This is a genomic window from Nodularia sp. LEGE 04288, assembly GCF_963896525.1.
GTDB lineage: Bacteria > Cyanobacteriota > Cyanobacteriia > Cyanobacteriales > Nostocaceae > Nodularia.
This window is the reverse complement of sequence record NZ_CAWQOY010000135.1, coordinates 1-14,566: the sequence shown is the minus strand read 5'-3', so window position 1 is coordinate 14,566 and position 14,566 is coordinate 1. Positions and strand designations below refer to the sequence as shown.

The following is a 14,566-nucleotide window of genomic DNA, read 5'->3' as shown; positions in this document are numbered from 1 at the left end:
TTAGAGGCTTCAATTGGTACAGGTTTTTCGTAGGTGAAAATGATGTTGAAAACAGGTCATCAAATCCTTAGCGTAAGTTTCGGAATGGATGCTCATTTACCCCCTTAAAGCGATACTTTTATCTCATCTCTCAACGATTTGGTGCTAACAAAAATCGTCTGGACAGGGAGATGGAGTTATTAAATTTGCTTAAGCAGCACTACTGTTCTGATTTACTACAACAACTTAAATGTCCACTTGAACTTCCAAATCCTCAGATTTGTTGGTTGTTTAAGTTACTGCAACCTCAAAGCACTTGTAATCCTGTTCACCATCTGCTGTTTATGCAATTTTTGGGTTTTACAGCCGAAGCATTTTTTCAATTTCCTATGGAAACGACACAATAGCTAGAAATGCTATACCGAGCTTCGATTTATGTAATATTTTAAGACTTTATTATTGTAGACTTCTGTAGTGTCGGTATTTCTCTTCATCAAAGTTTAGGACTTTATTATTTCCTGGTTACAGAGATAGACACGTAAAATCAAGCTTTTACGTCTTTGAAATTTCAAGACTTTATTTTAAACGTACAGCTGCATTTGGCTAGACTGTGCCAAAACGGGCATTTAATTCGCGGAATATATCCGCGAATTAAATGCTTTTCATCACTCCACCCTTTCTTGCTCACCCTCAATCATTCAAACCCTTATCTCAACTTGCTTTCGGCTTATCTTAGTGCCATTCCAATATAGAATCTAAAACCCAATCACAGAAACAGCTTTGCGCTTTTGCTCAGGCGTAACCTCCAGATAACGCTGTAACGTCCCCAGGTCGCTGTGACCAGAGATTTCTTGAATAGTCCTCAAAGGTATGCCCGCGCTCGACATCTGGGTGAGAGCCGTTCGCCTAAACGAGTGCGTACTAACTCCCTCCACCCCAATCCGGTTGCAAGCAGCCCGTAAAATCTTATCAGCCATAAACCGAGTCAACCGTTCAGTCACACCGCGCATACCGGGAAACATCATCTCCCCTGGGGGCTGGTACTCCGCCAGTATTGCTGCTAACCCTGGAGGGATGTCTACAATCCGAGTTTTGTGCTTACCTTTGGTGGTAGACTTGCGGAAAGTGATGGTTCCAGATTTGATATCAGTCTTTTTGAGAGCCAAAGCTTCTGACACGCGACAACCAGTGAACAAGCAGATGCCAAACAAAGCGCGATCGCGGGAAGTGAGTAATCCTTCAGTGAACAATCGCCTCAATTCCTCTTGGCTTAATATTTTGCCTTGTCCGTTGCCGCTAACCTTCATTTTGACTACCTTCTAGGGGGGTACACGTTATTCCTAAATCGTGTAACGAGGGACTAAAAGTATTGTACCTTCGTTGTCACCCCGAAAGCGACAACAAGCCATCAAATCCAACTTATCAATCGCAATCGCTACAACCCGCATTCTGTCGTTGACTGATAAAACTTGCTTATGCTTGCAGCACGATGACCAATTGGAGGTATAATCCGCATCAATAGGATTGGCTCATGTTGCGGCTTCCAGAACAGCAATCACCTGTTCTCGCTTCACTGTGGGAAATCCCTCTAGAAAATCATCAATGGACTCCCCTGCCTTTAAATAATCCAGCAGGGTTTGCACAGGCACTCGCGTTCCTGTGAAGACTGGCGTACCACTCATCACATCTGGCGATGCAGTAATAATTGCTGACTGACTCATTATCCCCCTTCTTCAAGCATTGCTATCAATGACCAAAGAGTAATATCAACGCTGTCCAGCCGTCCCAGATTTTCACTCAATGTCAACCATCAACGGCAGTTTGCACTAACGTCTATACTATGTCTATACCGAAATCAACTGGACATAAAACTTACTTGACACTCCCCACGCATAGAATGCGGGGGATTCTTAACTCATTGGGAGTCCAACGACTTTACCCTCATTAAGCATCGTAAACTTGTAAACGCCAATCTCCCGTGCGCTTACTTCTGTGTGTTCTCCTGTGCAGCAAGCCGGACAGCTTCTACATCAACATTGAGTTGTTGAGCAATCTGTTCTACACTCATCCCTGTTTTTAGTAACAGTGGCACAGCTGCAAACAACATTTCAGCTTTCTGTTCTTCCCGACCTTCTTCCCGACCCTCAGCTTTCGCTTCCTGATAAACCCTTGTTTGCTCTAAACTTAGTCCCAGCATAGCAACCAAATCCTCTCTACTCAACGAAGAAAACTTGTAAACAGCAATCGTGGTGATAATATCTATGATTTCGTTTTTCGGCAGTGCATCCGTTGACTCTAATTGTACCCGCTCAATTAATAGACGAGCTTGTTCTGCCATCCCCTTCTCTGAGGCGATTGTTAACTGAATTAAATTGATGCCTATTGGCAGAGTATTAGGATTACCTAGCTCATCCAAATAAATGCGCTGCACTTGGTCGCTGTTTAAAAATATGCGATGAGTTCTTGTATCGCTTGGTTCTAAAGAGCGTGATGGGAAAATTACCACACAGTACCAGTCATCGTATTCAGACCGATTCCGGTTCAAATACATCATTGATTCGGTAAAAAACCGATGATACAAACCTTCATCGCTCTGGAATTGAACTTCTGCAAAAAAGATAACTCTGGGTGTTGCACCCTCTGGAGGTAAAAAGACCCCATCAATGCGTTAGCGCAGCTTGCCGACGAAGGAGGCATAAAGAGGTTTCTTTCACCTCAACTGACTCAAATCGGTAGTTCTGCGCCTGTTCAGGACGGTCATCAACCAGTTCAAAAATTAACCCAGGAAATCGCTTAAAAATTTGGTAATAAATCGAGTCGCGTTTCACTTAAATATGGCAATATATTGATTATTTACTAGGTATTTTATCATCAAAATAAAACAGCCATATATTTAATTTTTATACACAAAGTTATAACTAAATTTTTCCTAATAATTTAGTTATAACTGGCTTTTATCAATAAATCGAGTCATCAGTTTAATATTTGGGTGATCTCTATCCAGTCCCCAAGCTCTTTACTGAACCTCTGGGCAATCGCTACAAAAGATTTGAGTTAAAGATACAGTAGTTACAGATGAATTATCGGTAACGAAGTTGGTGATTTATTAATCCTACAGGGGCAGAGTGGGTTAGTCTAAGTGATTTTTGAGTGCTATCACTGTGAGCAGAGGCTATTTTTGGAATACAAAGGGTTTCAGCAGTCAAAAATTCTGTTTGTTATGTTAATCTTCAAAATTGATGGGCTTACCGTTGAAGTGCTGGTAAATGCGCTCAGGGTGCATCCAGGTTGGTAATGTCCTCTCCTCATCCTCTAAATTGTTTCCGTTCTCATCAACCAGACCATAGCGGACAACTACCCTAGACAGTGGTGTTTCACCATTGGCGCTAAACTTCTCTAATAGGATTGTCCCTGCCTTACGTGCTGATGCTGTACCATCTGGAAAGCTTTCATTGGTGGCGTTGTGGGTGATTCCTAGCAGGTATTCTTTGGCTTTGCGGGTATCGGTGAGGGACATTTTGAAGAATGCGATCGCGCTGTCACCACACAATGATTTTAGGTTAGTAAATTCATCACAAATCACCTGCTGCTTAGTCTTTGGCTTCTGCTTAATCCGTTGTAACCATCTATCACAACATTCATCAAAAGCTGTGCTGATATCTTCTTCAGTTTCAGCTAGTGTGTAAGCTTGTAGGAGTTTCCACACTTCGGCATTATCACCAGTGGCGTGTCTATCAATAAGCTGGTGTACTGGTGCATCAAGGCAGTATTTTCTGATGAGTGCGATCGCTCCGGCTGTGTATGTCTTGCCTGACCCTTGATTGCCTATGAGCCACAACGGTTTAAGTGAATTGATAATTTTCCACAAATAACCATCCTCATGACCTTTTAGGGCATCTATCAAACTGGTTTTGAGCGCTTCATTAGGTGATTGGGTATCAGTTTTACTGTCAGTAATTGGTTTTGATATCTTCTCAATTTTACGGGTAGTCTCAACAGTGGATAAACGATTGTCAGCAATCGCCTTGTCCAGTTCTGATATCTGTAACTCGTGACTTTTAAGTGCAACTTCACCTTGTAATTGTCCGTTAATGTGGTCTAGTTGCTGTTCTCCCTCACTCTTTAGCTGTTCAATTGCCCCTGCCGTATCCCGTGCAATTATCTCCTTAGTTATTTGGGCTTGGTGCTGTTTGCTATATGCAGTTAGATCCAAATGATTAGACACATATATATCATTCTCCAAAGCTTTTATTTTCAACAATGAGAACTGAGAATGAATTGCTTTCTCTTGTGTATCTGTGAGTGATTTACTTACACCATACGCACCAATTAAAAGAACAGTTCCCAGGACACCATATAAAGGTGCTTTGGGTGCTTCAGGAGGAATTACCCGTAAGAATTTCACCTTGTTATCAAAAGTAAAATTACGCCGTTCCCGGTCGATTATCCAAGTAATCCCCCGCTTGATTTGATGACCCTCGCACACGTCAGTATCAGGATTAAAGCAGAATAATGTTTCAGGATATTTGGTAGTGTCCGCAAACAGTGGTAAACATAGCGAAACACCACCAATAAACAAAGCAGTTGATAAGAATGTTGCTGTTCTTCGTTGTGCTTTCAGTTGGTGGTTGAATTGTTCTATCTCTTGCATGGTTCAATTGTTCACTTCATCCATACAAACAACAAAGCCAATAAAAAACTCACAATCATAATTAACTCAATGTGAATCATCCCAGCATTGATGAAATTAATAATGCTTCTATCTATTTGGTTCTCACGCATCCAGTCTGCAAGTAATGCCAAGTTGTAACCAGTGTCGTACAATCCCATGATTAAATAGTTGGCGGATACGATGAACACTAGCACCCCTATAAACTTAGTTAAAAAACCGTTCTTTCTATACATCTGAGTTCCCCTTATTCCTGATGCTGGAAAATGCTATTAACCCCACCCCTACTACACCAGCTATTAATAGTTCTAAGCCGGGAACCTGTAACCCTCCCCCTAATGATTCAGCCGCTTTTATCTCGCTGTAAGTTTCCTTAATGGCTGCATGGGTTTGATAGACTGCACTGCTAATTTTTCGGGTTGAGTGCCAGGAAATAACCCCACCAATAGCAAGTTTAGAAATTGCTACTAATGGTTTACTGTGGCGTATCTCCCAGCGTTCACTAGATAATTCAAAGTTGAAACTTTCGCCAGCATCTATCAAACCAGGAAGTAAAGCGCAAATAATGCAAGTTGCAACTATCAAACTAATGCTTACTTGTAGGGTAAACAAGAACCAACTAAGACTGACTGAACCAAGTTGACAGACTAGAAATAACACCCCACTGTCAAGCCGTTTACGCGCTTCTATCTCTTCATACAACTTGTTCTCGATGTATTGCAGATATCGCGCTGTGTCTTGGTTTGGTTCTGAGTCTTCAGTATCTAGCAGTTCATCAAGGTGGTCAGGCTGCATAGTAGGATAGGTGGGGTTTTGAGTATATAAAACCCCAGAAATCTTGACTGTATCAATTTGTGATTTTGGATTAACAGATTTTTTCTTTTTCAATCTAAAATCGGCAATCTAAAATTGATTGACAGGCGACTGGGGTTATTTATTGGTTAGAAACCTAGTGCAGTTTTCAGTTGTAGCAGTTTAGCTTTTAGTCCTGGAGATGATTGATAGTCTTTCTCAGGTATCAGGTCATATCTGGCTTTGTCTCCTTTATTCAGTGCTTCGTTTAATTCCTTCTTTTCATACTGTTCATCGGCTGCTATTTGTTTTATTTCGGGTCTATTGGACTGTTCTAATAAACTGGTCTTTTGGTCGATTCCTACCAAGTGTGCATCGATATAGCCCTTAATCTGGGTGTAGTTCATTTGGTATTTATGGCGTTGTGATTCCGCAGACTTAGAAGCAACAAATTCAGCCGCTAACTCGCTCCGCGAATGACCATATTTGGTGTTTTCGAGGGTAGCTTTCATGGTAGCTTTATCAATGGCGATTGCTGACTTGCCAGCTTGAACTAAAATATCGCTTACAGCTTGATTGTATGCTTCAGTACCAGAGATAATTTGCTCATACAATTGGGCGAGTTTAGGTGCAAATTCAGCGCTTAAACTACCTTGTCTTGCTAGTTCGCCTATTTTTTGGGCAGCTTGGACATCACCATTTAAAGCAGCATCAAAGTCTGATAATTCTACACCAAACTTGTTTTTTAAGACATTGCTGATTCGTTTCGCTTTTGGCTGGACGTGGTTCTTGAGTGTTGGAGATTTTGCGGCTTTGAGTAATTTTTTAGTCATTGCTGGTAATATTGGGGTGAAAATTATATGGATTATTTGCGATTTCCTCCGGTCAAAAGAAGCAGGGGAGCAGGGAGCGGGGAGCAAGGGAGAAGACCCAGACAGAGCTTGTACTCCGTCCCAGTTCAAGCGCCCTAAAAGGCTTGTACTGAGCTTGTCGAAGTGGCGCTTAAGAGTACCCATGCTCCGCTTTGCTTGCCGCAGAGGGTTAGGGCTTGTTCCCCCTGCTCCCTGCCCCCTTCCCCTCTGCCTCTTCGGTAATGGACTCCGTAGGAATCGCACTTTCTCAAGTGGTTAAGTTTTGAAGTGAGCAATTTTGAATTGGTTGGGACTGTGGTAAAGTCTGCCAACGCAGTTCTAGCAATGCTTGCTGGGCATCTCCTAATGTTAGGTCTGGGCTGTACTCTACTGCTTGAAAGTCTGGGTGCTTTTGGATTTGGTCAATTAGCGCTAGGGATTGGTTAATTAGTGTTGACAGTTCCTTACTTTCAGTCATTTTTTGAACCACTGGGGAACCTCCAAGTAAATATTAGGATCTTGAAATTCTCTGTACTCTGGTTTGGTGACTCTATGCCTACTAAATCGGTAGTTGTCAAAGGCTACGAGTGCAGCAGCAAGGGATGAAATTATCAGAATGATGGATATGGCTTTTGAGGGGTTAAAGCTAATGACAAAGCTTTTATCCTGCCTTACTTGGTGGGAGTGCAAATACTTTGAGGGCTTGTCTTGTTTGTTGGCGAAAGCGTTCGGAACCGCTTTTGATGTCTTGGCTAATGCTCCTTAATCCATCATTTAGCAGATCCGAATTTTCAGCGTCCAGATTGTGAATTGTCTGTTTAATTTCTTGCACAATATGTTGGATTTTCTGCCTACTCAAAGCTGCTTTGTGCTGGACAAAGGCTGTGATTGCTGACTTTATCTCCTCCAGTTCATCATCTGAATTTGTACTGGCATAATCGAAGTTTTCAGCTATGGCTGTAACGTCTTCTATGTTGAGAGCGATACCCATGCTTTCGGCAGTAGATGCAACTAATTCTGAAGTTTCTTGCAGTGCGATTGCTGTTTCCTCTGGTTCAGGTTTTAGGATTGTTTGTGGTTCTTCTGTTTGTGCTTGAGGAATTGTTTCGAGTGATGCGATATCTTCTTGTGCTTCTGAATTAATAGGTAGTATTGTTTCCTCTGCTTGAGGTTCTAAAGCTGTGTCAATGGGTACGCTTGTTTCTTCTTCTATCTGGTTTTCTGGTTGGGGAATTGGGGCGAGTTGATTTACAAAATATTCAGTCACGGCATTTACCTCTTCATCTGTGGGATTTTGAGGGTCTAAAACCATCTCGGAGTAGACAGACTTTATATCTCCCAAAGCGATTTTTAAACCTTTGCGAGATAGTCTTGATTGAATACGAGTTGCAATTTTATTGACCATGATTAACTGACCTTTGCTAGTTGGTTTTTTTGGATTTTGGCTTTGTAGATAAGTGCAAGCGCACAAATGGGAATGAGAACTGTTTTGTTATAAAACGCTTTACTTTTAAACCCTCCACAGCTTTTGAACCATCTGGATATAGTGCTTTGATTGGGGTGAATGTTTAGCTGTGACAAAAGTTTGATAAACTGTTTCCCGGTTATTCCTTCACCAATACTTGGTTCTAGTTGCTTAGAGATTTGGGCTTTTACTTTGTGGTATTGGCTAAAGTACCTGGGGGATGTTTTCTTGAGTGCAATAAACAGTTCAAATCCTGATTTGGTTAGTGGTAATTCACAGGTAATCATTGCCTGTTTTACTCTCCACCAGTGAACATCGTTGACCCTGACACCAGCAAGAGTTTCATAAATTATCCGTGGTTCCTCCATAGGGTTATTTCTTGCAATATGCGTTAGTTGTAATTTGCATAAATGCAGTAGATGTAATACACATCTTGCGTATTTGAATTACACATCTCGCGTATCTGAATTACACATCCTGCATTTGGGGAGTGGATCTATGCTTCACTGAGCTAAATATGCGGTATCTGGATTACAATATTTAAGGTTTTTACGACCTCCATTGCTTGCTGTTAGGTTGTTTTGGGTATGCGGGTGAATTGCATAACTCTCCGCTTGCACACTGTTATCAGCTTGAAAAATTAACTTCTCTACTGCTGCGGATAATGCTTGGGTTGGCACGTCTTGAGGCAGTCCAAACATTTTGCACAATTCTTCCACTGCTAAGTAGGAAATGGTGATGCGCCGAGAGTCATATTTCATGGGTTTACATTTCTACAAAAATTTTTGTTAACAGCTTTCATCAGCTTGATTGAGAAAATTTTTGGCTTTGGCGAATGTTACTGTCATGGGTCAGTTTTTTTTAAGTCTTGAATTGTGGGAATTTGGCAGATATTTCAGCACAACTGGCTGTTATCCACATTCCCGACCATTGTTTAGCCTTAGCAGCACTTTCTGGCTTCTATCGCCTTTGTTTTGTGGCTGTTTTTGGCTTACAAAAATATTATAACATCTAAATAGATGCAGTTAGATGTAATATAGCAGTATTAAAATAAAAATTACTTGATGTAGTTAACAGCGATACCGCAGCAGTTTAAACTAAAGGGGTGATCACAACGTATGATTTAGGAGAAAATTTGAAACAAAAATGATGCATGAGCAAGCGTTTTAGTGTAACGCTACCTGATACCGTATTTGAGCAGCTAGAAACACTAGCTGATAATCAAGGGCGGACTACTGCCAATCTAGCGGCATACCTTCTAGAACTAGGAGTCCGCAATATGAAGCTAGAACCGCTACCGACTGAAAAAAAGAAGAAAAAATGACCGAAACTTTTATTGAGTAATTTCCAGTAAAAAATTAGGTCTTGTTAGATATAAGACGGACAAAAGTTCTGTAAGATCAGGCAAGAACGTAAATCAAGCTTGTAATGGAGGTAAATATACAACAGCACAAAAATTAAAAAGGCAAAGTGCTACTAGGTAGTGAACACTTTGCCTGAAAGTAAAAATTAAATATCTCGGAGCGGGGTTTATCTAAACACGACCAAACAAGTGGAACGAAGGTGAGATGTCTGACCACTAATTGGTTACTGTAAGTGATTAGTCCGCGCTGCCTACTCATATTATATGAGTTGCTGTGGCAATTTGAAAATTTCTGTTGGCAGATTTTGACAAATAAATTGAACAATCTTTTTTGAGCATCTCAAAAAAAAAGCCTAAGCAAGCAAAACAGTAAATCTCATAGATATCAGGTGTAGCAGCGCGATAACCCCCTCCGAATACTAAAAACCAAGTATTTGAGGGAAAAAACCGTGAAAAATAGCAACAGCGCACTTCAAGCAAATCAAGTTATCCCAGGGTACGAGACAAGATCCCGACCCTCTTATATAGAAGCAACCCACTGGAATGAATGGTTAGCCAGTGCCGTTGACCCAGGAATTATTACCTTAAACGTTATTTCCGTATCAGGTACAACCGCCTACGACTACCTGTTCTATGGTCAAAACGTCCCTCGCCGTAACGATGGACGACTCAGAGACGGGATACTGAAGAAATATCGCCATATAGAAGAACTAAACTGGTGGTGTAATGGCGTTGACCCGCTCAACGATTATAACTCCATGCTATGGGGCTGTATGAAGCCCGACCGCCCCAGACGCGACCAGAACAAAGTCCATACAGTCATCAAATACGAACATCCCCCGCGAGTACCAACACGGGCATTTTTCTTGGTTGTACCAGATTACATCTGGGAGAGCGTAGCCGCACGATATGAAAAACCCATCAGCGATGAAGATAAAGCATCGGGTTTCTGGCACTGGGTATGGAAGTACAACATCCCCATTGTGATTTGTGAAGGAGCAAAAAAAGCCGGAGCGCTGTTAACAGCAGGCTACGCCGCCATTGCCATTCCCGGCGTAAACAGTGGCTACCGCCTTGCCAAAGATGAACTAGGGGAACCCACAGGAGACAAACATCTCATTCCCGACCTGCAACACTTCGCCACCCTGGGACGTAAATTCACCATTTGCTTTGACCACGACACCAAGCCACAAACACTCCAACGGGTCAACATTGCCATTAGCCAAACCGCGAAACTGTTAGCTGCCTGTGGCTGTCAAGTCCTGGTTACAGAGTGGAGTTACCCAGAAAAAGGTATTGATGACTTAATCCTTGCTAGAGGGCAATCTGTAGCTGATGAAATCATCTCACAAGCCCTGACCGCCGAAAAAAAGCAGGCCAAAGAATACAGCCAACTATCTCATGACGCTGCACTCATCCTCAATCAGCGTTATCTGGGAGAATTACCCATCCCCGAAACCGCCAAACTGATTTTGCTCAAATCTCCCAAAGGTTCAGGTAAAACCGAGTCATTTGCTCCCATCGTTCAAGAGGCGATCTCGAACGGTCAACCCGTTATCCTATTATCTCACAGAGTACAATTAGCCCAAGCGATCGCTAACAGGCTAGGCATCCCCTACATCACCGAAGTCAGAAACAGCGAAACCGGGATTTTACTCGGCTTTGCCCTGTGTGTAGACAGTTTACACCCCTACGGACAAGCCAAATTTAACGCCGTTCACTGGAAACAACCCCTAGTGATCATCGATGAATCCGAACAAGTTATCTGGCACTTGCTGTCTGCCAACACAGAAGTGAAAAAACATCGGGTGGAAGTCCTCAACCAACTGTCACAGTTGTTCAAAAATGCCCTAGCCCCAGGACGTGGTAAAATCATCCTCGCTGATGCTGACTTGTCTGATTTATCACCAGAAATGGTCATGGGTCTAGCAGAAACCAAAGTTACCCCTTGGGTAGTAGTCAACACCTGGAAAGGTCAACCCTGTAATATTTACCACTACAAACAAACTACCCCAGTGAATTGGTTAGCTGCATTAGAAGCCCACATCAAAACGGGGGGTAAACCTTTCATTGCCGTAGATAGCCAAAAAGCCAAATCTAAGTGGGGAACCAAAGTCTTAGAGGCTCGGTTAAAGAAACAATTCCCCGACCGCAAAATACTCCGCATTGACTCCGAAACCATTGCCAACCCAGAACACGCGGCTTACGGTTGCATTGAGAGACTAAATCAGGTGCTGCTGGAGTATGACATTGTACTGGCCTCCCCATCCATCGGTACGGGGGTCAGCATTAACATTAGAGGGCATTTTACCAGTGTTTGGGGATGCTTCCAAGGGGTAGCCCCAGAAAATGCCACTCGTCAAGCTCTAGCCCGGATACGTGAGGATGTACCGCGCCATCTGTGGGTAGCCAGTCATGGACTGGGGAAAATCGGCAACGGAGCCATTAACCTCAAATCACTCTTAGCCAGTGAGCATAAACGCTTTCAAGCTAACTTGAGACTGCTGCAAGATGCCTCATTGATGATTAACAGCGACGAAATCAACATTAACCGCACTGCCCTCAACGTTTTTGCGAAAATGGGCTGTCGTATTAACGCTGGCATGATTCATTACCGTGAGTCAGTGCTGTCAGGATTAGCCGATGAAGGCCATCAGATTATCGATGTCCTAGATAACAAGACGAGAAAGAAATTAGACCAAGAGATTACTGCCCAAAAAAATGAAGTTTACAACGCTGAGTGCCAGGATGTGACTGCTGCTGACACCAGTAATTTGACTCCTGCTAAATATGAGGCGTTGCAACAACAACGGTCTAAGACAACTACAGAACGTCACCAGGAACGCAAATACAAGCTAGAGCAGCGTTACGGTGTGGACGTTACCCGTGAACTGGTGGCAAAGGACGATTCTGGCTATTACCCGCAATTGAGGCTGTGTTATTATCTCACTCTCGGACGAGAGTTTGTGCGCGATCGCGATCGCAAGCTGGGTGAAAAAATGCTCCAAGCTAAGAGCGCATGGCTACCGGACTTTAACGGTGGTCAACTTGGGTTAGTAATTCATGCCTTAGAAATGTTCAACATCCCCAATTTCATTGCCAACGACCGGGAACTCAGGGGAACTGATGCCGACTTGGTAGAAATGGCTAATAATGCCCTATCTGTGAAGTGGCAAGTCAAAACCGTGCTGGGTTTTTCCCTCAACGATAATGATAGCCCCATCGTTATCTTACGGCGATTCCTGAAAAAAATCGGACTGAAACTGAAGTATCAGGGTCGAGATGGCACAGGCTCACGCCAACGAGTTTACCGTGTAGTTGGCGCTGACGATGGACGCGATAAAATCTTCCAAAACTGGCTAGACAAGGATACAGCTCTGGCTTAACCACAATTCCCGAATGTCAACTTAAGTAAATAGATGTGCCAGTTGTAGTCTGAAGACCACAGCCTAGTTGCCTCATGGTTTCGTTCTATCTGTAGCAGGTTTTTACCCGGCTGGGAAGCTTAACAATGTGCTAGTTGAACCAACCGCCGTCCCAAAATGCTTGTTTTCGGTTACGTCCACTAACGGTAATTATATAGATATACAAATTTACTGGACAAACCTTACAGGCCAATAGTGATAGAAACTAAACCCCCAAGATTTTATTTAGCTGAAGTAGCGAATTAAATCTGACTGATGTATTCAATAAGAGAAGCGTCAGCCTGGAACCACTCCCCAACCAGTCTGATGGCTTGAAATTGCTGATGTAATGATTGCTCTAAATCCTGAGCTTGTTCAACCCCTTCCACTTGCACCGATTTTATGAGCTTTAATTGGGTTGGGCTAGATGTTTGCAGTGACTTCATCCTCTGTTCCAAATTTTTTGCCCGACCTATCTTAATCGCGTTACTATCCTCGTTGAGGATAAAGTAGACAAAATGAGCAGTCTTAGTTAACTTCTCACCACTAAAAGAAAGTGACCTATTACCAGGGGTCACAATTTTAGTTTCTGGACTTGCCCAAGTCCAGAGCCATGCAGACACTGCATTAATAGTTAAAGACTTTTGAGCTTTGATAGTAATCAGTTCTCCATTGATATTGAGTGTAAATTTCTTGCCAGCAGCCCTACCTCTAGATGGAACATTGAGATAGTCAGTGTATGTATTGGTATAAGTCTCAGTGTAAGGAACAGAATCTTTGTATCGTGTGACTGTAACTTCCTTGTGCTTTGTCACCCACCTGCCCACAGGAAGTTGATGAGGAATACTAAAACGTTTGATGTCTTCACTTAAAACTTCTACCCATCCCCAGCCCTCATCTGGATTATCTGGATTTCTATCGATGTAAATAACGTTCCAATTTTTCCTCGCCATTTGATTACTAATTTTTTTTCTGGCTCTTAGTGTTACTAGCAGGTTTCTGAGCCGCAGTAGTCCCACTCGCCCCACCAGAATTTTCATTCTCTAGAGTCTTTTTCTGACGACGAGTGCTTTTCCTCAACTCACCTATTAGATACTTAATCCGGCTACCACTCAAATTGATGCCCTGCCCAGCCAACATTTCTGAAACTTCATCGTAAGTGTAGCCATATTTATCAGAAGTCAGCTTCTCGATGTATCGCCTCATCTTGCGAACAGCTTCCCGGTCTGATACATCCTCTCGCTCCTTCGGCTTTTGCTCCTTTAAGACGCTAATCGCCTCATCAATCTTGCCCTTAGTAATCTTTTCAGAATCTTTTGGCTCAACCATTGCTATGAAATAAAATTGCTCATCATAATTTATATATTTTCCCCTATTTTTGAGATTGTATAACTCTAAAATTTCAGCCGATTGCAGCTACGCTGGTTGTAATTTTCGTAATGCGGCTACGCCGTCAGCATCATTTAACTGATGTTGATATAATTTTCCCGTTTTGGCTACGCCATTATCATCATTTTACTGATGCTGATTGTTGTCCCTCACCACTCCCAGCTACGCCGCCACCGTTATTTAAATACTGATATAATTCTCCTCTTCTGGCTACGCCATTACCATCATTTATTAAAAGCCGATCTACTTTTCATGTCCGGCTACGCCGTTGCTATATTCATCCGATGCCGACTTTAGCCGACTGTAGCTAACTCTTGCTAACCATAGCCGAATGGCACTAAGATAACGGCAAATCTATTATTTATAAGGCTCTTGGGTGTGGGGTGTCGGGTGTCGGGTGTGGGGAATTAAGAAGATGTTGAACTCTAGAACGTACTAAAATTCAATTTTCTTAAAAACTACACCCAACACCCTATCCCCAACACCCTGCTCTGACGAGATTTCGGCTTATCTTAGTGCCATTCGCTCATAGCCGAATGGCACTAAGATAACGGCAAATCTATTATTTATAAGGCTCTTGGGTGTGGGGTGTCGGGTGTCGGGTGTGGGGAATTAAGAAGATGTTGAACTCTAGAACGTACTAAAATTCAATTT

15 protein-coding genes and 2 pseudogenes are annotated in these 14,566 nt (G+C 42.6%); 4 read left to right on the top strand and 13 right to left on the bottom strand.

Features of this window, described 5'->3' with window-relative positions; translation table 11 throughout:
• Nucleotides 1–122: 122 nt before the first annotated feature.
• A pseudogene (locus AACX33_RS26540) lies at nucleotides 123–386 on the top strand (TnsD family Tn7-like transposition protein); the annotation flags it as partial.
• A gap of 348 nt (nucleotides 387–734) precedes the next feature.
• Here the strand turns inward: AACX33_RS26540 and AACX33_RS18695 are convergent.
• From AACX33_RS18695 to AACX33_RS18645, 11 genes and pseudogenes are all read right to left on the bottom strand, one after another.
• The gene (locus AACX33_RS18695) at nucleotides 735–1,286 is read right to left on the bottom strand and encodes a tyrosine-type recombinase/integrase (RefSeq protein WP_194003734.1); all 552 of its coding nucleotides are present in this window, start codon (nucleotides 1,284–1,286) and stop codon (nucleotides 735–737) included.
• 222 nt (nucleotides 1,287–1,508) lie between these two features.
• Nucleotides 1,509–1,700 (bottom strand): DUF433 domain-containing protein, encoded by a 192-nt coding sequence (locus AACX33_RS18690; RefSeq protein WP_194003736.1) that lies wholly within the window; start codon nucleotides 1,698–1,700, stop codon nucleotides 1,509–1,511.
• A 263-nt stretch (nucleotides 1,701–1,963) separates the two neighbouring features.
• Nucleotides 1,964–2,807, bottom strand: a pseudogene (locus AACX33_RS18685) (Rpn family recombination-promoting nuclease/putative transposase).
• A gap of 395 nt (nucleotides 2,808–3,202) precedes the next feature.
• On the bottom strand, nucleotides 3,203–4,630 hold the full coding sequence (locus AACX33_RS18680; RefSeq protein ID WP_194003738.1) for a hypothetical protein: 1,428 nt from the start codon (nucleotides 4,628–4,630) through the stop codon (nucleotides 3,203–3,205).
• Nucleotides 4,631–4,641: 11 nt separating this feature from the next.
• Complete coding sequence (locus tag AACX33_RS18675) at nucleotides 4,642–4,884, bottom strand: hypothetical protein (RefSeq protein WP_194003740.1); 243 nt, start codon at nucleotides 4,882–4,884, stop codon at nucleotides 4,642–4,644.
• Complete coding sequence (locus AACX33_RS18670; protein WP_227789174.1) at nucleotides 4,877–5,536, bottom strand: hypothetical protein; 660 nt, start codon at nucleotides 5,534–5,536, stop codon at nucleotides 4,877–4,879. The genes AACX33_RS18675 and AACX33_RS18670 overlap by 8 nt, the downstream gene beginning before the upstream one ends.
• A 53-nt stretch (nucleotides 5,537–5,589) precedes the next feature.
• Nucleotides 5,590–6,273, bottom strand: a complete 684-nt coding sequence (locus AACX33_RS18665; RefSeq protein WP_194003743.1) for a hypothetical protein — start codon at nucleotides 6,271–6,273, stop codon at nucleotides 5,590–5,592.
• A 286-nt stretch (nucleotides 6,274–6,559) separates the two neighbouring features.
• Nucleotides 6,560–6,769 (bottom strand): hypothetical protein, encoded by a 210-nt coding sequence (locus AACX33_RS18660; protein WP_194003745.1) that lies wholly within the window; start codon nucleotides 6,767–6,769, stop codon nucleotides 6,560–6,562.
• A gap of 183 nt (nucleotides 6,770–6,952) precedes the next feature.
• Complete coding sequence (locus AACX33_RS18655; RefSeq protein ID WP_194003747.1) at nucleotides 6,953–7,696, bottom strand: hypothetical protein; 744 nt, start codon at nucleotides 7,694–7,696, stop codon at nucleotides 6,953–6,955.
• Between the two features lie 2 nt (nucleotides 7,697–7,698).
• Nucleotides 7,699–8,124 (bottom strand): hypothetical protein, encoded by a 426-nt coding sequence (locus tag AACX33_RS18650; RefSeq protein ID WP_194003749.1) that lies wholly within the window; start codon nucleotides 8,122–8,124, stop codon nucleotides 7,699–7,701.
• 135 nt (nucleotides 8,125–8,259) lie between these two features.
• Nucleotides 8,260–8,517, bottom strand: a complete 258-nt coding sequence (locus AACX33_RS18645) for a hypothetical protein (RefSeq protein WP_194003766.1) — start codon at nucleotides 8,515–8,517, stop codon at nucleotides 8,260–8,262.
• Between the two features lie 122 nt (nucleotides 8,518–8,639).
• Between AACX33_RS18645 and AACX33_RS18640 the strand changes: the two genes are divergently transcribed.
• The 3 genes from AACX33_RS18640 (at nucleotide 8,640) to AACX33_RS18630 (ending at nucleotide 12,505) form a co-directional block, all read left to right on the top strand.
• Nucleotides 8,640–8,771, top strand: coding sequence for a hypothetical protein (locus AACX33_RS18640; RefSeq protein WP_265338666.1), 132 nt, complete (start codon nucleotides 8,640–8,642; stop codon nucleotides 8,769–8,771).
• A gap of 138 nt (nucleotides 8,772–8,909) precedes the next feature.
• Complete coding sequence (locus AACX33_RS18635) at nucleotides 8,910–9,080, top strand: ribbon-helix-helix domain-containing protein (RefSeq protein WP_194003751.1); 171 nt, start codon at nucleotides 8,910–8,912, stop codon at nucleotides 9,078–9,080.
• A 488-nt stretch (nucleotides 9,081–9,568) separates the two neighbouring features.
• Nucleotides 9,569–12,505, top strand: coding sequence for a plasmid replication protein, CyRepA1 family (locus AACX33_RS18630; protein WP_227789172.1), 2,937 nt, complete (start codon nucleotides 9,569–9,571; stop codon nucleotides 12,503–12,505).
• Nucleotides 12,506–12,786: 281 nt separating this feature from the next.
• Here the strand turns inward: AACX33_RS18630 and AACX33_RS18625 are convergent, their stop codons facing one another.
• Complete coding sequence (locus AACX33_RS18625; RefSeq protein WP_194003753.1) at nucleotides 12,787–13,476, bottom strand: GIY-YIG nuclease family protein; 690 nt, start codon at nucleotides 13,474–13,476, stop codon at nucleotides 12,787–12,789.
• 7 nt (nucleotides 13,477–13,483) lie between these two features.
• Nucleotides 13,484–13,852: a hypothetical protein gene (locus tag AACX33_RS18620; protein WP_194003755.1), complete on the bottom strand. Its 369-nt coding sequence runs from the start codon at nucleotides 13,850–13,852 to the stop codon at nucleotides 13,484–13,486.
• Nucleotides 13,853–14,566 lie beyond the last annotated feature (714 nt).